This is a genomic window from Variovorax sp. GW531-E2, from assembly GCF_059423125.1.
Map to the genome: position 1 here is coordinate 36,237 of NZ_JBWKXQ010000037.1, position 16,099 is coordinate 52,335.

Genomic DNA, 16,099 nt, shown 5'->3' on the forward strand with positions numbered 1-16,099 from the left:
CGGGTGCGGCTCAGCCGCAGTACGCGCCGAGGATGCGACCCGTGGGATCGACCTGCGCATTCAGGCGCGTCGCGTCCTGAGCCGGGTCGGCCGGTGCCGTGGCCGGTACGGTGCGGGCGGTTTTCGCGCCGGCGCGCTGGCGCATTTCTTCCAGCAAGGGGCGCGTCGCCTGCATACCGAGCGCAAAGCGCACTTCCGGCGCCTGGCAACTTTCGGGCGGGGGCGCGAAGCTCGGCGGCGCCGGCACTTCGGAGGTGAGCGGCCGGTCCTTGGGCGGGGCCTCGCAGCCCGCGAGCACCGCAGCCAGGGCCGCAGCCGTCAGAAGAAACCCGTGCCGGCCAAACGTCATGCGCATCTTGTCTTGCTCCTTGAAACCAGCCTGAAGCTTAGCCGCCCGCGGTGGCCCGCTCATGACCCCTTGCGCTGCAGCGGCGACAACAGCCCCAGGCGGATGCCCGTGATCACGGCCTCGGTGCGATTGTGCACACCCAGTGCCTGGAACAAGGTGCCGATGTACTCCTTCACCGTGTGCTCGGACAGGCCGAGCTCGCGCGCGATCGACTTGGTCGGCAGCCCGCGCGCCAGGCCGTGCAGCGTGTCGGCCTGGCGCGGGCTGAGTGTCGGCCTGGCGGTGCTCTTCGACCCCAGGTGCAGGATTTCCTGCGGCAGGTAGACCTCCCCCGCCAGCACGGTCTCGAAGGCCCGCTTCAGGAAGTCGGCCGGCATGCTCTTGGGCACGAAGCTCATGGCGCCCGCCTCCAGGCAGCCACGGATGATGTCGACATCGGTCGAGGCCGACACCACCACGGCCGCGATGTCGGGCGCGGCCGCCTTCAGGCGCACCAGCGCATCCAGGCCGTACTCGCCGCGCAGTTCGAGATCGAGCAGGCAGATCGCCAGGTCGGGATGGCGCAGCGCCAGGGCGCAGGCCTCGTCGACCGTGGCGGCTTCGAAGATTTCGGCACTGCGCTCCATGCTCTCCAGCAGCATGCGTAGGCCCGCGCGAAACAACGCGTGGTCGTCCAGCGTCATCACTTTCATGGCACACCCCCTTCGGCCTTTCTGGCCGATATGCACCCTCATTCTGACGCTGGCGCACACGGGTGCAGCCGCCGCGCGTCGGAACTAGATCACCCTCCATGCAAAAAACTACCAGCCCCTGCGAAGGAGGGGTTGGGTGCCTGGCGCGTTTCGAGGAAATTCAGAGCCGACCGCTGTTGTCGCCAAAGGGGGCCGACCATGAACGCCAGTTTTCAAGACCGACTGATCTCGCTTGTCGCGGGGTCGCAGCCCCAATGGAAATCCGAGCTCGCCCGACAGTGCGGCGTCAGCGCCCCCACCGTGATCCGCTGGCTCACCGACCGCCACAGCTGCGCAGGCACCTTGCACCTGCATGCGATCGCCGCGTACTTCGAGGTGCCGGCCCGGTGGCTGGCCACGGGCGACGGCCCGGAGCGGGTCCGCACGCGGCGCTCACATTGAAAGGGTTGTAAGCGGACCTCTGTGAACGGGCGCGCAAGCGGCAAGCCGGCCGCGCCCATGGCGTATGCTGAAAGGCCGCGCACGGCACCGTCGGCGCGCTCCCTTTCATCACCCGCGTTCGACATGAGCACCTCTTCCCATCCCCTCGCGGGCCAGCCGGCCCCGTCTGATCTGCTGGTGGACGTGCCGCGCCTCGTCTCGGCCTACTACACCGGCCGCCCCGATCCGGCCGTGCCCAGCCAGCGCGTGGCCTTCGGCACCTCGGGCCATCGCGGCTCCTCGTTCGACGATGCGTTCAACGAATGGCACGTGCTGGCGATCAGCCAGGCCATCTGCGACTACCGCAAGCAGCAAGGCATCGACGGCCCGCTGTTCCTGGGCATCGACACGCACGCGCTGTCCACGCCCGCCTTCGCGAGCGCGGTCGAGGTGCTGGCGGCCAACGGCGTCGAGCTGATGCTGTCGAAGGGCGACGAGTACACGCCCACGCCGGCCGTGTCCCACGCCATCCTGGTCTACAACCGCGGACGCACCAGCGGACTGGCCGACGGCATCGTGATCACGCCCTCGCACAACCCGCCCGAAAGCGGCGGCTTCAAATACAACCCGCCCAACGGCGGCCCCGCGGGCACCGACATCACCTCCGCCGTCGAAGCCGCCGCCAACAGGATGCTGGCGAACAAGCTCGATGGCGTGAAGCGCATGCCGCTGGCGCAAGCGCTGAAGGCGTCCACCACGCACCGCCACGACTACCTCAACACCTACGTCGAAGACCTGGCCCAGGTGCTCGACATGGACTCGATCCGCGGCGGCACCATCGACCTGGGCGTCGATCCGCTGGGCGGTGCCGGCGTGCACTACTGGCCGGCCATCGCCGCGCGCTACAAGCTCCAGCGCCTGAACGTGCTGAGCCAGGCGGTCGACCCGACCTTCCGCTTCATGTCGCTCGACTGGGACGGCCGCATCCGCATGGACCCGTCGTCGCCCGACGCGATGCACGGGCTGGTCGCGCTGAAAGACCGCTTCGGCATCGCCTTTGCCTGCGACACCGACCACGACCGCCACGGCGTGGTCACGCGCAGCGCGGGCTTAATGCAGCCGAACAACTACCTCGCGGTGATGGTCGACTACCTCTTCACGCACCGCCCGCACTGGCCGGCGCAGGCGGCCGTCGGCAAGACGGTGGTCAGCAGCCGCATGATCGACCGCGTGGCGGCGCGGCTGGGCCGCCCGCTGTACGAAGTGCCGGTGGGCTTCAAGTGGTTCGTCGACGGGCTGGTCGACGGCTCGCTGGGCTTCGGCGGCGAGGAAAGCGCGGGCGCCACCTTCCTGCGCCACGACGGCAGCGCCTGGACCACCGACAAGGACGGCATCGTGCCCGCCCTGCTCTCGGCCGAGATCGCCGCGCGCACCGGGCGCGACCCCGGCGAGCGCTTCACCGAGCTGACGCAGGCGCTGGGGCGCCCCGTGTCCGACCGCGTGGACGCGCCCGCCACGCCGGAGCAGAAAAAACGCCTGTCGGCCCTGTCGCCGCAGCAGATCACCTCGACCACGCTGGCGGGCGAGAAGGTCGAGAACGTGCTGAGCCACGCCCCGGGCAACGGCGCGGCCATCGGCGGCGTGAAGGTCGTCACCGAGAACGGCTGGTTCGCCGCACGACCGTCGGGCACGGAGAACATCTACAAGATCTACGGCGAGAGCTTCCTCGGCGACGACCACCTTGCGCGCATCCTCGGCGAGGCGCAGCAGGTGGTCGACAAGGCGCTGTCGGCGAGCTGACGCGAGGCAACAGCGCGTGGACACGCTGGTGCTGCGTCTGCAACCGGGCGACGACCTGCGCGCGGCGCTCGACGCCGTGCTGAAGCAAGCCGGCATCGGCGACGCGGCCTTCGTGGTCTCGGGCATCGGCAGCCTGCGCGGCGCGAGCATTCGTTTCGCGGGCGCCGAGACGGTGACGCGGATCGAAGGCGACCTTGAAATCCTCACGCTCGCCGGCACGCTGTCACCCGATGGCTCGCACCTGCATCTCAGCGTGTCGGACGGCGCGGGCCGGGTGTCGGGCGGCCATGCCGCGCCGGGCTGCGTGGTGCGCACCACGGCCGAGATCCTCGTCGCGGTGCTGCCCGCGTGGCGCTTCTCGCGCGAACCCGATGCGCAGACCGGCTACGCCGAGCTGGTGCCCAGGCGCCGCTCCAGCCAGACGCTGTAGCGCGACAGCCCGAAGCACAGCAGCCAGTAGACGGCCGCCACGAACAGGTAGCCCTCGAGGTAGAACGGCCGCCAGACCGGGTCGCCACCCAGCGCCAGCCCGAGTGCGCCGGTCAGCTCGAACAGCCCGACCACGGTGACCAGCGAGGTGTCCTTCAGCGTGCCGACCACGCTGTTGGTCAACGCGGGCACCACGAGGCGCAGCGCCTGCGGCAGCACGATGTCGCGCTGCACCGGCCAGCGGCCGAAGCCCAGCGCCATCGCCACCTCGGTCTGCCCGCGCGGCACGGCCTGCAGGCCGCCGCGGATGATCTCCGCAAGATAAGCAGCGACGAACAGCGTGAGGCCCATGAGCACGCGCACCAGCACATCGGGCTGCCAACCCGCGGGCCACAGCAGCGGCAGCAGGAACGAGGCCATGAACAGCACCGAGATCAGCGGCACGCCGCGCACCAGCTCGATGTAGCTCGCGCTCAGCGTGCGCACCACGGGCCATTCGGAGCGCCGCCCCATCGCGAGCAGCAGTGCCAACGGAAAGGCCAGCGCCAGCCCGACCACGGCCAGCCCGATGGTGAGCGGCAGGCCGCCCCAGCGACTGGTCGGCACGGTGCTGAGCCCGGCCACGCCGCCGTGCATCAGCCCGACGAACAATAGCAGTGCCACTCCCCACAACGGCGCCAGCCACCAGCGCCAGCTCCGCGGCCACGCGCTGAGCACGGTCACCGCGGACAGCACGACCACCGCGATGGCCGGACGCCACTGCTCTTCATACGGAAAGCGACCGAACAGCATCGGCCGCCACTTCTCGGCCACCACGCCCCAGCAGGCGCCGTGCTGCACCGCGCGGCAGGCCTCGGCGTCGGGGCGGAACACGGCGTGCACCACGCCCCATTCGAACGCGTGGAAGCCGGCCCAGGCCAGCAGGCCCAGCAGAAGCACCGTGGCCAGCGCGCGCAGCGGCGAACCCCACAGCTCGCTGCGCCATGCGATGGGGCCTTGCGCGACGTTTCTCATCGCCAGCCTCGCAGCGCGACGCGCGCGTTGTAGCGGTTCATGCCGAAGGAGATCACGAGCGACAGCAGCAGGTACACCGCCATGATGATCGCGATGCACTCGAAGGCGCGCCCGTTCGAGCCGATGGTCGTGTTGGCCACCGACACCAGCTCCGGATAGCCCACGGCCACGGCGAGCGACGAGTTCTTGGTGAGGCTCAGCAGCTGGTTGGTGAGCGAGGGCACGATCACGCGCAGCGCCTGCGGCAGGATCACGATGCGCAGCTGCTGCACCGACGACAGGCCCAGCGCCTGCCCCGCCAGCACCTGCCCCTGCGACACCGAGAGGATGCCCGCGCGTACGATCTCGGCGACGAAGGCCGCCGAGTACAGCGACAGCCCGGCGACGATGGTCACGTACTCCGGGCTCAGCGCGGCGCCGCCGCTCACGCCGAAGTCTCCGCGCTCGGGCCATTCGAAATGCGTGGGCCACCCACCGCCCTCGCCCGCCACGGGCCAGGGCACGCTGAGCCCGCCCTTGCTGAGCCACACGCCCGGCAGCAGGTGCACGGGCTCGGTCGGGTCGGGCAGCAGGTTGGCCATCGCGAACGCCAGCATCAGCAGCTGCACCAGCAGCGGCACGTTGCGCAGCAGCTCCACGTACGCGGTGCAGATGCCGCGCAGCAGCACGTGCGGCGCGAGTCGGCCGATGCCGATCAGCGTGCCGAGCACCACCGCGAAGATGGCCGCGGGCACGGCCGCGCGCACGGTGTTGATCAGGCCCGCGAGGAACGCGCGCCATGAAGGCTGGTTGGCGTCGAAGTCGAGCCAGCCCTCGCTGATCGAGAAGCCCGCAGGCTCGGTGAGAAAGTCGAAGCCCGAACGCACGCCGCGTGCGCGCAGCACCTCGAGCGCATGGTTCACCACCCAGAAGGCACCTGCCACGACGGCCAGCACCAGGAGGGCCTGCACGAGCCAGGCCAGCCAGGCGCCGCGGCGCGAGGCCTGCCGACTCATCGAACCGGTGGTGCGTAGATCAGGCCGCCCTTGCTCCACAGATTGTTGGAGCCGCGCGGCAGCTTGAGCACCGACTTCGGACCGACGTTGCGCTCGAACATCTCGCCGTAGTTGCCCACGGCCTTGATGGCGCGGTACGACCAGTCCTTGTCGAGACCCAGCAGCTTGCCGAGGTCTTCGCCGGCGCCGAGCAGGCGCTGCTGGGCCGGGTCCTTGCTCCCGGCCTTGAGCTGGTCGGCATTGGCCTGCGTGACGCCGAACTCTTCGGCCTCGATGAGCGCGTTGGGCACCCACTTGGCGATGGCGAACCACTCGTCGTCGCCGCGGCGCACCAGCGGCGCGAGCGGCTCCTTGGAGATCAGCTCGGGCAGGATGAGGTAGTCGTCGGGGTTGGGCGCTTCCTTGTTGCGCAGGCCGGCCAGCGCCGAGGCGTCGGTGGTGAAGGCCTGGCAGCGGCCCGAGAAGAAGGCCTTGAACGAGGCCTCGAAGCTCTCGAACACGACGGTCTTCACCGGGATGTTCTGCGCGCGGAAGTAGTCCGACACGTTCTTCTCGTTGGTGGTGCCCGACTGCGTGCAGATGGTGGCGTTCTTGAGCTGCTTGGCGCTCGTCACCTTGAGCTTCTTGGGCACCAGGAAGCCCTGGCCGTCGTAGTAGGTGATGGTGGTGAAGTTGAAGCCCAGCGACGCGTCGCGCGTGAGCGTCCAGGTGGTGTTGCGCGCGAGGATGTCGATCTCGCCGGCCTGCAGCGCCGAGAAGCGCTGCTGCGAATTCAGCGGCACGAAGTCGACCTTCTTGGGATCGCCCAGCACGGCCGCGGCGATGGCGCGGCAGGTGTCGACGTCCAGGCCCGACCAGTTGCCCTGCGTGTCGGGGGCCGAGAAACCGGCCACGCCGTTGGTCACGCCGCACTTGACGGTGCCGCGCTGCTTGACCGCGTCGAGCGTCTTGCCGGCAAAGGCCGGGGCCGCGGTGGCCAGCGCGAGAACGGAAGCGGCGGCGAGCAGTGCCGGGCGGAATCGGGTGCTTGTCTTCTTCATCATCATTGGTGTGTGCTCCTCAACAGTAGGCAAAAGGCAGTGTACGGGGCGATGCAGGCCGACGACAAAGAACCCTGCGTTGGATACATATGTCGATCCGCTCGCGGGCGATCGGTTGGCGGCGCGGCCAGTTTCACTACCATACGGCCCTTTCATCACTCCCGAACAGGAATCACACCATGGTCAAGTCCGACGACACCGGCAAGCTCATCCTGCGCGTTGCGCTGGGCATCCTCATCCTGCTGCATGGCATTGCGAAGGTCGGCAAGGGCGTCGACGGCATCGGCGGCATGCTCGCGTCGCACGGCGTGCCAGCGGTGCTGGCCTACCTGGTCTACGTGGGCGAGATCCTGGCGCCGGTGCTGCTGATCGTCGGCCTGTTCACGCGGCCCGCCGCGCTGGTCGTGGCCATCAACATGGTGGTGGCAATCTGGCTGGCCCACCGCAAGGACCTCGGCGCGCTGAACGGGCAAGGCGGCTGGGCGCTGGAACTGCAGGGCATGTTCCTGTTCGCGGCGATCTCGCTCGCGCTCACGGGCGGCGGCCGCTTCGGGCTCAACAACAAGTAAGCGAAGAGGCGACTGGCGAATCAGTCGTCGTCGGCCGCATCGAGGCCTGGGAACAGGACCTCGGTGTAGCCGAAGCGCGAGAAATCGCGCACCCGCATCGGGTACAGCTTGCCGAACAGGTGATCGACCTCGTGCTGCACCACGCGCGCATGGAAGCCGTCGGCGGTGCGGTCGATCGGGTCGCCGTACAGGTCGAAGCCCGTGTAGCGGATGTGGGCGAAGCGCGGCACCACGCCGCGCAGGCCGGGCACCGACAGACAGCCTTCCCAGCCCTCTTCCTCTTCATCGCCCAGCGGCGTGATGACGGGGTTGAGCAGCACGGTGCGCGGCACCGGCGGCGCGTCGGGGTAACGGGGATTGACGGCGTCGGTGCCGAAAATCACCAGTTGCAGGTCGACGCCAATCTGCGGCGCCGCGAGGCCGGCGCCATTGACCGCCTGCATGGTCTCGAACATGTCGCGCACCAGCAGGTGCAGTTCGTCGGTGTCGAAAGCGGCGACCGGCTGCGCGGTGCGCAGCAGCCGGGGGTCGCCCATCTTGAGGATTTTGCGGAAGGCCATGGAAGGATTATGGCCAGCGCGCCGCGCCCTCGCAGGGGGCGCTTGCTCAGGGCTTGTCGGCCAGCGCCGGCGCATCACGCCACGGCACACCCGGCGGCGGGCGCATCGCATTGCTCGGGTAGTTGGGCGACACACCCGGATGCGCAGGCGAGACAGCCGGTGGACGCTGCCAACCTGGTGGACGCCCGGCCGGATAGGTCGGCCGCACGGCTGGGTAGCTGGGACGCACCGCGGGATAACCGGGACGGCCATAGTAAGGACGGCGGTCGTAGTACGGGCGACGGTTGTCGTAGTAGCCGCCACCCTGGATGTAGACCGGCGCCGGCACTACCACGGGACCCGGGTCGGAGTAGTACGGTTCGGAATAGCCGCCGGAGTAGTACGGATCGCCAGGGACGGCCACGCAGCCGCTCAGCAGCGCGATGCCGCCGAGTGCGAGGCTGGTAGCGAGAACACGAATTTTTTGCATGAGGGACTCCTTGTCGGCCTTCTGTAGTCGTTCAACGCCCGCTTGTAGACCCTGTTGACTGCGCTGGTGTGAAGTCGCGTAACGGCCGGTAAAGGCCTGGATCCCGGGCGCCGGGCGACTCAGGCGTCGGGTGCCGGCGGAACACCGCTGGCGAGGATCTCCAGCATACGCGCCTCGTCGATCACCGTGACGCCGAGGTCGCGCGCCTTGTCCAGCTTGCTGCCGGCCTCGTCCCCGGCCACGAGGTAGTGGGTCTTCTTGCTGACGGAGCCGGCCACCTTGGCGCCGGCTGCCTCCAATTTATCCTTCGCTTCGTCGCGGCCCAGCGTAGGAAGGGTACCGGTGATCACGAAGGTCAGTCCCGCCAAAGGCTTGGGGGCGCGGGCCTCGGGCTCGAACTCGTCCCAGGTCAGGCCGCAGGCGCGCAGCTGCTCGACCACTTCGCGGTTGTGCGGCTGGTCGAAGAAGGTGCGCAGGCTCTGCGCCACCACCGGGCCGACGTCGTTGACCTCGAGCAGCTGCTCCTCGGTCGCGTCCATGATGGCGTCGAGCTTGCCGAAATGCTTGGCGAGGTCTTTCGCCGTGCTCTCGCCGACGTGGCGGATGCCCAGGCCGAACAAAAAGCGCGGCAGCGTGGTCTTCTTCGAGGCCTCAAGCGCATCGACGAGGTTCTGGGCCGACTTCTCTGCCATGCGGTCCAGGCCCGCCAGCGTGACGAAACCGAGCTTGTAGAGGTCGGGCAAGGTGCGGATCAGGTTGGCATCGACCAGCTGTTCGACCAGCTTGTCGCCCAGCCCGTCGACGTCGACCGCGCGACGTGCCGCGAAATGCAGGATGGCCTCCTTGCGCTGCGCCGCGCAGAACAGGCCGCCGGTGCAGCGGTAGTCGACCTCGCCCTCCTCCCGCACCGCCTCGGAATCGCACACGGGGCACTTGTGCGGCATGGTGAAGACCGCGCCGCGCTGGTCGTCCGGCTTGGCCAGGCTGCCGGGCGCCACGCCCACCACTTCGGGAATCACGTCGCCGGCGCGCCGCACGATCACCGTGTCGCCCACGCGCACATCCTTGCGGCGGGCTTCGTCTTCGTTGTGCAACGTGGCGTTGGTCACGGTCACGCCGCCGACGAACACCGGCGCCAGCTTGGCGACCGGCGTGAGCTTGCCGGTGCGGCCCACCTGGATCTCGATGCCGACCACCTCGGTCAGCTGCTCCTGCGCCGGGTACTTGTGGGCCACGGCCCAGCGCGGTTCGCGCGAAACAAAGCCCAGCTGGCGCTGCAGCTCCAGGCTGTCGACCTTGTAGACCACGCCGTCGATGTCGTACGGCAGCGCATCGCGCTGGCGGCCGATGGTTTCGTGGAACGCTATCAGTTCAATAGCGCCGGTCGCCCGCGCGGTCTGCGTGGCCACCGGAAAGCCCCAGGCGTGGAACTGCTGCAGCCAGTCGAACTGGGTCGCGATGTCGGGGCCGCCTTCGGTCGCGGGCGAAACCTCGCCCAGGCCGTAGGCAAAGAAGCTCAGCGGGCGCTCTGCCGCGATCGCCGGGTCGTGCTGGCGCACCGCGCCGGCCGCCGCGTTGCGCGGGTTGACGAACACCTTCTCGTTCTTCTGCCCGGCGGCGATCTTCTGGCGCTGGCGCTCGTTGAGGGCATCGAAATCGGCGCGCTTCATGTAGACCTCGCCACGCACCTCGACCACGGGCGGGGCGGCGCCCTTGAGCTTGAGCGGAATCTCGCGCACGGTGCGGATGTTCTGCGTGACGTCCTCGCCCACCTCGCCGTCGCCGCGCGTGGCGGCCTGCACCAGCACGCCGTGCTCGTAGCGCAGGCTCATGGCCAGCCCGTCGAACTTGAGTTCGCAGACATAGCCGATCTGCGGCGCGTCTTCGGCCAGGCCCAGTTCGCGGCGCACCCGCGCATCGAAGGCGCTGGCGCCGGCGGGCGTGATGTCGGTCTCGGTGCGGATCGACAGCATCGGCACCCGGTGGCGCACCTTGGCCAGGCTGTCGAGCACCGTGCCGCCCACGCGCTGCGTCGGCGAATCGGGCGTGCGCAGTTCGGGAAACTCGGTCTCCAGCACCTGCAGGCGCTGGAACATCTTGTCGTACTCGGCGTCGGGCAGCTCGGGGGCGTCGAGCACGTAGTACAGATGGGCGTGGCGATGCAGCTGCTCGCTCAGTGCGGCGGCTTCGCGTGCCGCTTCGTCGCGCGTTGTCATGGGGTGTCCCTCGGGAAAAAGACGGGTCAGCTGAAGAGGCGTCGCGCCAGCGGCGAACCCGCGGCGAGGTCGCGTGCGTCGAGCGTGTCGTACAGCTGCTCGAGGTCGGTGCCGATCACGTCCATGGTTTCGTCGCGCAGCAACTGGCCGTCGCTGTCGGTCACCACGCCGTCCATCTCGCGGGCGAGCGTGGCGGCGGCTTCGCGCATGCGTCGGAACGGCTCTTCGCCGCGATCGACCTGCGGCACGTCCAGGCTCAGGCTGAGCTCGCGAATCGCCGATTGCGCCGGATCGTCGGCCAGCGCGGCCTGGGTGTCGAACGAGAGCCCGAGGATCGGCGGCAGGCCGGCCTCGCTGGTCGGCAGCACCATGCGGCCCGGAATGATCCCGGCCACGAAGCCCAGCCGCGCGGCGTTCTGCTGCACGTAGCCCGGACTCCAGGCGGCGTGCAGCGCGCGCAGCACGAAGCCCAGTTGCGCGTCGTGCGCGCTGGCGAACTGGTCGAGCTCGCGGGCGCGCGCCACTTCGTCGAGCATCTCGGGAAACTCGGGCGCGCCGTTCACGGCGTCGGCAAAGGCCTGCGCCTTGACCACGAACTCGGAGTACTCGATCTCGTTGAGCGCCCCGGTGCGGTTGGCCAGCTGCACGCCGACCTGGAACGCGCGGTAGCGCTGCCCGGGCGCCGGCGGCTCCCATTGGCTGGTGAGGTCGTTCAGGCCTTCGATGGCCACCGGCTTGCTGCCGGCGCGGCGCGTCGACGGCATGGACGCGAGCGCGGCATCGCCCGAGGCCAGGCCTTCGAGCGAAATGGGCGCGATCACGTCGATCAGCGGATCGAGCCCGCCACGGCGCTCGCCGGTGGGCACGGGCACGCCGCTGGGCGCGGGCAGATCGGGGTCGAACAGCGGCTCGTGGCGGTCGCTGCCGGCCACCTGGCTCGGGTCGGCATGGAGCATCGGCTCCACGCCGCCGTCGCTGCCGCCGGCCAGCGCGCGCTCGGCTTCGGCCAGGGCGACATCGACCGCATCGGGCTGGCGCGGCGCATTGCGGCGCGACATCAGGGTGTTGTAGGCCACGACGGCCGCGAGAACGAGGCCGCCGAGGATCGCCAGGGCGAGGGTGAGATTGCTCATGCGCGCGCCTGCCTTATGCCGCTTCGACCATCGAGACCGCCGACTCCATGTCGACCGCAACGATGCGCGACACGCCCTGCTCCTGCATGGTCACGCCGATCAGCTGTTCGGCCATTTCCATGGCGATCTTGTTGTGGCTGATGAAAAGGAACTGGGTTTCACGGCTCATGGCGGAGACGAGTTTGGCATAGCGTTCGGTGTTGGCGTCATCCAGCGGCGCGTCCACTTCGTCCAGCAGACAGAAAGGCGCCGGGTTCAGCTGGAAGATGGCGAACACGAGCGCAATGGCCGTGAGCGCCTTCTCACCGCCCGAGAGCAGGTGGATGGTCTGGTTCTTCTTGCCGGGCGGCTGGGCCATGACCTGCACGCCGGAATCGAGGATTTCGTCGCCCGTCATCATCAGCTTGGCGTTGCCGCCGCCGAACAGCTCCGGGAACATGCGGCTGAAGTGCTCGTTGACGATCTTGAAGGTGCCGCCGAGCAGGTCGCGCGTTTCGGCGTCGATCTTGCGGATGGCGTCTTCGAGCGTGCCGATGGCTTCGTTCAGGTCGGCCGACTGGGCGTCCAGGAAGATCTTGCGCTCGCTCGCAATCGCGAGTTCGTCGAGCGCGGCGAGGTTGACGGCGCCGAGCGCGACCACTTCGCGGTTCAGGCGGTCGATTTCGCTTTGCAGGCCGGTCAGGCGCACCTTCTCGGTCTCGATCGATTGCGCGACCGCCTCGAGGTCGGCACCGGCGTCATCCAGCAGCTGCTGGTACTGCTCGACGCCCAGGCGCGCGGCCTGCTCCTTGAGCTGGAACTCGGTGATGCGCTGGCGCAGCGGATCGAGTTCGCGCTCCAGTTGCAAACGACGCTCGTCGCTGGCGCGCAGCTTGAGCGTGAGGTCGTCGTACTGGCTGCGGGCCGCGCCCAGGGCGGTCTCTCGCTCCAGCTTGAGCGACAGTGCGTCCTGCAGGCCGGCTTGCGCGGCAGCATCCGACAGGCGGCTCAGCTCGGCGCGGGCGCGCTCGTCTTCGTCGGTCAGCGCCACGGTCTGCTGCGAAGCGGTTTCGATGCTGCGGTTCAGTTCGCCGCGGCGCGCTTCGAGCGTGCGCTGCGAAAAGGTGGCTTCCTGCGCCTGTCGTTCGAGGCTGCGGTGCTGTTCGCGGCTGGCCGTGAGCGCGCGGCCGGCTTCGATCACGCGCTCGTCGAGCTGCGCATGGCGCTCCTGGCTGTCGGCCAGCTGCATGTCGAGCTCTTCGAAGCGGCCTTCGGCGGCGATGCGCTTTTCTTGCAGTTCCTCGAGCTGGGCATCGACCTCGCCGAGGTCGGCGGCCAGCTGCTGGCTGCGCGCGCGGGTCTGTTCGGCGAGCTGCGTCATGCGCAGCGTCTCGACCTGCAGCTCATGGGCGCGCGACTGCGTTTCGGCGGCTTCGCGGCGGGCCGTGACGAGGCGCTGCGCGGCATCGCCGTAGGCGGCTTCGGCGCGGACCAGCGCGGTGCGCGCCTCTTCGTTGATGAGCGTCTGGGCCTTGAGCTGGCGCTCGAGGTTTTCCATTTCCTGCTGGCGGGCCAGGAGGCCGGCCTGCTCGGAATCGGGCGCGTAGAAGTTCACGCTGTGCGACGACACGGCATGGCCGCTGCGCACGTAGATCACCTCGCCGGGCTGCAGCGTGGCGCGCTGGGCCAGCGCCTCTTCGAAAGTCTCGGCCGTGAAGCAGCCGTGCAGCCAGTCGTTCAGCAGCGCCTGCTGGCCGGCGTCGTTCAGGCGCAGCAGACTCGACAGCTTGGGCAGCGCGCCGGCGCCCTGCGGCACGCCAGCGGCGGGCGGGCTGTAGAAGGCCAGCTTGGCGGGCGGTGCGTCGTTGCCGAAGGCACGCACCATGTCGAGCCGGCTGACTTCGAGCGCGCCGAGGCGCTCGCGCAGTGCGGATTCGAGCGCGTTCTCCCAGCCCTGCTCGATGTGGATGCGGCTCCACAGGCCCTGCAGGCCGTCGAGGCCGTGCTTGGCGAGCCAGGGGGCGAGCTTGCCGTCGGTCTTGACCTTCTCCTGCAGCGCACGCAGCGCTTCGAGGCGGGCCGAGTACTCGGCATGTCGGGCACCCTCGGTGTTGACGGCCTGCTGCTTGGCGCGGCGGTCTTCGTCAAGCTGTGGCACGGCCTCCTGCAGTTCCTGCAGGCGGGCGTCGGATTCGCTGGCGGTTTCCTGCGCCGCGGCCAGCTGCTCCTGCATCTCGGTCAGCCGGTCTTCGTCGGGCGCGGCCAGTGCGTTCTGATCGGCGCGCAGGCGTTCGCTGCGCAGCGTGAGCTGGCGGCTCTGGTCTTCGATGTTGCGCTGGTCGGCGGCCAGCACCTGGATCTGCTGCTGCACCTGCGACACCGTCGCGCGCTGGGTGTTGGCTTCGTTCTGCGCACGCTGCACGGCCTCTTCGAGGTCCGGCAGGCGCGCGTCGTGCTCTTCGAGCTGCGCGGCCAGCAGAATGGCCTGCTCTTCGGCATCGACTCCGGCACCGGCCAACGTCTCGATCTCAGCTTCGGCCTCTTCGCGGCGACGGCCCCACTGGCCCATCTGTTCGCGCAACTGCACGAGGCGTTGCTCGACGCGCTGGCGGCCTTCGACCACGAAGCGGATCTCGCCTTCGAGCCGGCCGACTTCGGCGCTGGCTTCGTACAGCTTGCCTTGTGCCTGGTTCACCAGGTCGCCAGCGCCGTAGTGGGCCTGGCGCACGGTTTCGAGTTCGGACTCGATGCGGCGCAGGTCGGCGGTGCGCGATTCGAGGTCGTTGATGGCCTTTTCCGAATCGGCCTTGATCTTGGCCTGGTCGGCATCGCTTTCGCCGCGCTTGAGGAACCACAGCTGGTGCTGCTTCTTCGTGGCGTCGCCCTGCAGCGCGTTGTAGCGCGCCGCCACCTCGGCCTGCTTCTCGAGCTTCTCGAGGTTGGCGTTGAGTTCGCGCAGGATGTCTTCGACGCGCGTGAGGTTCTCGCGCGTGTCGCCCAGGCGGTTCTCGGTTTCGCGGCGGCGCTCCTTGTACTTGGAGACACCGGCAGCTTCTTCGAGGAACAGGCGCAGTTCTTCGGGCTTGGATTCGATGATCCGGCTGATCGTGCCCTGGCCGATGATGGCGTAGGCGCGCGGGCCCAGGCCGGTGCCCAGGAACACGTCCTGCACGTCGCGGCGGCGCACCGGCTGGTTGTTGATGTAGTAGCTGCTGGTGCCGTCGCGCGTGAGCACGCGACGCACGGCGATTTCGGTGAACTGGTTCCACTGGCCGCCGGCGCGGTGGTCGGCGTTGTCGAACACCAGTTCGACGCTCGAACGGCTGGCCTGCTTGCGGGTGGTCGTGCCGTTGAAGATCACGTCCTGCATCGACTCGCCGCGCAGTTCCGACGCACGCGACTCGCCGAGCACCCAGCGCACGGCATCCATGATGTTCGACTTGCCGCAGCCGTTCGGCCCCACCACCCCGACCAGTTGGCCCGGCAGCAGGAAGTTGGTGGGTTCGGCGAACGACTTGAAGCCCGAGAGCTTGATGGAGTTAAGACGCACGACTTGTCGCCCTGCCTTGGCATAGCGCCAAGGTATTGATTTGTAAGGAAAATTGCACGGGCCCGCAGCTTGAAGCGGGCCGCCGCCCCAGCCGTGGATGATAACGTCAGGGCATGAGCGATTCCCTGGCTTCTCCCCTCGCGGCGCGACGCACCTGCCTGTTGGCGGGCACCGCGGCCGCCCTGCTCGCGCCGCTGGCGCTGACGGGCTGTTCCTCCTTCCGTTCCACCGAGCGCGCCGAGCCCTACGGCAACCAGGAATGGCTGCAATCGGGCACCAACCGCATCGCCAACCTGTCGCTGCGCGACAACCTGCAATCGGTGCGCCGCGTGCAGACCACCTTGTACCGGCGCAACCCGCGCGAATGGCGCAAGTCGGCTGCCAGCATGGAAGAAGCCACGCAGCGCACCTGGGACGCGGTCCTGCAGGGCACGCCGCTGCCCGAGTTGCGCGGCGCCACCGGCATCGACGCCATCCGCCTGGCCTTCGAAACCGGTCCGCAGGCCTACCAGGGCGACCGCGTGGCGGCGCTGGTCGTCGGGTGGGCCTCGATGCTCAAGCAGGCCAACGGCAACACCTGGGACCAGACCATGATCGACGGGGTCGACGCCGAGAACAGCTACCGCACGGCGCGCAACTTCGAGATTTCGCTCTGGCTCATTTCTTCCAAGACCGGTCCCGACGGCCAGCCGCTGCTGCTGGCCACCGAGATCAGCGAGCGCGGGCGCAACCTCGTGGCCGACCGCGAGCTGTCGAAGGTGGTGGCACGGCTCGACCTGCTGGCCGCGCAGGCCGACGAGAAGTACCGCCGGGCGGCCCTCGACTTCGGCCAGAACTGGGTGATGGGCGTGGTCATGCCGCTCTTCACGCTGATACCCAAGTAG

15 protein-coding genes are annotated in these 16,099 nt (G+C 68.9%); 5 read left to right on the top strand and 10 right to left on the bottom strand.

Annotated features, from left to right (window positions below):
• Positions 1 to 10: 10 nt before the first annotated feature.
• Positions 11 to 355, bottom strand: a complete 345-nt coding sequence (locus AC07XP_RS20630) for a hypothetical protein (RefSeq protein WP_056580768.1) — start codon at positions 353 to 355, stop codon at positions 11 to 13.
• 53 nt (positions 356 to 408) lie between these two features.
• Positions 409 to 1,041 carry a LuxR C-terminal-related transcriptional regulator gene (locus AC07XP_RS20635; protein ID WP_167395026.1) on the bottom strand — a complete coding sequence of 211 codons (633 nt, stop codon included), beginning with the start codon at positions 1,039 to 1,041 and terminating at the stop codon, positions 409 to 411.
• A gap of 198 nt (positions 1,042 to 1,239) precedes the next feature.
• On the opposite strand from AC07XP_RS20635, the gene AC07XP_RS20640 reads away from it, so the two are divergent.
• From AC07XP_RS20640 to AC07XP_RS20650, 3 genes are all read left to right on the top strand, one after another.
• Entirely contained in the window at positions 1,240 to 1,482 is a 243-nt protein-coding gene (locus tag AC07XP_RS20640) for a helix-turn-helix domain-containing protein (RefSeq protein WP_062471259.1), read from the top strand.
• Positions 1,483 to 1,605: 123 nt separating this feature from the next.
• On the top strand, positions 1,606 to 3,261 hold the full coding sequence (pgm, locus tag AC07XP_RS20645; protein ID WP_495265713.1) for a phosphoglucomutase (alpha-D-glucose-1,6-bisphosphate-dependent): 1,656 nt from the start codon (positions 1,606 to 1,608) through the stop codon (positions 3,259 to 3,261).
• A gap of 16 nt (positions 3,262 to 3,277) precedes the next feature.
• A complete protein-coding gene (locus AC07XP_RS20650; RefSeq protein WP_495265714.1) occupies positions 3,278 to 3,691 on the top strand; it encodes a PPC domain-containing DNA-binding protein in 414 nt (137 codons plus the stop codon).
• Here the strand turns inward: AC07XP_RS20650 and AC07XP_RS20655 are convergent.
• Genes AC07XP_RS20655 through AC07XP_RS20665 form a run of 3 tightly spaced genes read right to left on the bottom strand, consistent with a single transcriptional unit; the run spans position 3,646 to position 6,739 of the window.
• Positions 3,646 to 4,704 carry an amino acid ABC transporter permease gene (locus AC07XP_RS20655; protein WP_492677050.1) on the bottom strand — a complete coding sequence of 353 codons (1,059 nt, stop codon included), beginning with the start codon at positions 4,702 to 4,704 and terminating at the stop codon, positions 3,646 to 3,648. The two genes, AC07XP_RS20650 and AC07XP_RS20655, sit on opposite strands and share 46 nt — an antisense overlap.
• A complete protein-coding gene (locus AC07XP_RS20660; RefSeq protein WP_495265715.1) occupies positions 4,701 to 5,699 on the bottom strand; it encodes an amino acid ABC transporter permease in 999 nt (332 codons plus the stop codon). The genes AC07XP_RS20655 and AC07XP_RS20660 overlap by 4 nt, the downstream gene beginning before the upstream one ends.
• Positions 5,696 to 6,739, bottom strand: a complete 1,044-nt coding sequence (locus tag AC07XP_RS20665) for an amino acid ABC transporter substrate-binding protein (protein ID WP_495265726.1) — start codon at positions 6,737 to 6,739, stop codon at positions 5,696 to 5,698. The genes AC07XP_RS20660 and AC07XP_RS20665 overlap by 4 nt, the downstream gene beginning before the upstream one ends.
• Before the next feature lie 179 nt (positions 6,740 to 6,918).
• Between AC07XP_RS20665 and AC07XP_RS20670 the strand changes: the two genes are divergently transcribed.
• Positions 6,919 to 7,308: a DoxX family protein gene (locus AC07XP_RS20670; RefSeq protein WP_062471245.1), complete on the top strand. Its 390-nt coding sequence runs from the start codon at positions 6,919 to 6,921 to the stop codon at positions 7,306 to 7,308.
• Positions 7,309 to 7,328: 20 nt separating this feature from the next.
• Here the strand turns inward: AC07XP_RS20670 and def are convergent, their stop codons facing one another.
• The 5 genes from def to smc form a co-directional block, all read right to left on the bottom strand.
• Positions 7,329 to 7,868, bottom strand: coding sequence for a peptide deformylase (gene def / locus AC07XP_RS20675; RefSeq protein WP_495265716.1), 540 nt, complete (start codon positions 7,866 to 7,868; stop codon positions 7,329 to 7,331).
• Positions 7,869 to 7,914: 46 nt separating this feature from the next.
• Positions 7,915 to 8,337, bottom strand: a complete 423-nt coding sequence (locus tag AC07XP_RS20680) for a hypothetical protein (protein ID WP_223301316.1) — start codon at positions 8,335 to 8,337, stop codon at positions 7,915 to 7,917.
• A gap of 119 nt (positions 8,338 to 8,456) precedes the next feature.
• Complete coding sequence (ligA, locus tag AC07XP_RS20685) at positions 8,457 to 10,553, bottom strand: NAD-dependent DNA ligase LigA (RefSeq protein WP_495265717.1); 2,097 nt, start codon at positions 10,551 to 10,553, stop codon at positions 8,457 to 8,459.
• Positions 10,554 to 10,579: 26 nt separating this feature from the next.
• Complete coding sequence (locus AC07XP_RS20690; protein WP_062471237.1) at positions 10,580 to 11,686, bottom strand: cell division protein ZipA C-terminal FtsZ-binding domain-containing protein; 1,107 nt, start codon at positions 11,684 to 11,686, stop codon at positions 10,580 to 10,582.
• A gap of 13 nt (positions 11,687 to 11,699) precedes the next feature.
• Complete coding sequence (smc, locus tag AC07XP_RS20695; protein ID WP_495265718.1) at positions 11,700 to 15,215, bottom strand: chromosome segregation protein SMC; 3,516 nt, start codon at positions 15,213 to 15,215, stop codon at positions 11,700 to 11,702.
• 113 nt (positions 15,216 to 15,328) lie between these two features.
• Here smc and AC07XP_RS20700 point away from each other — a divergent pair, with 113 nt between their 5' ends.
• Positions 15,329 to 16,099, top strand: coding sequence for a hypothetical protein (locus AC07XP_RS20700; RefSeq protein ID WP_159276935.1), 771 nt, complete (start codon positions 15,329 to 15,331; stop codon positions 16,097 to 16,099).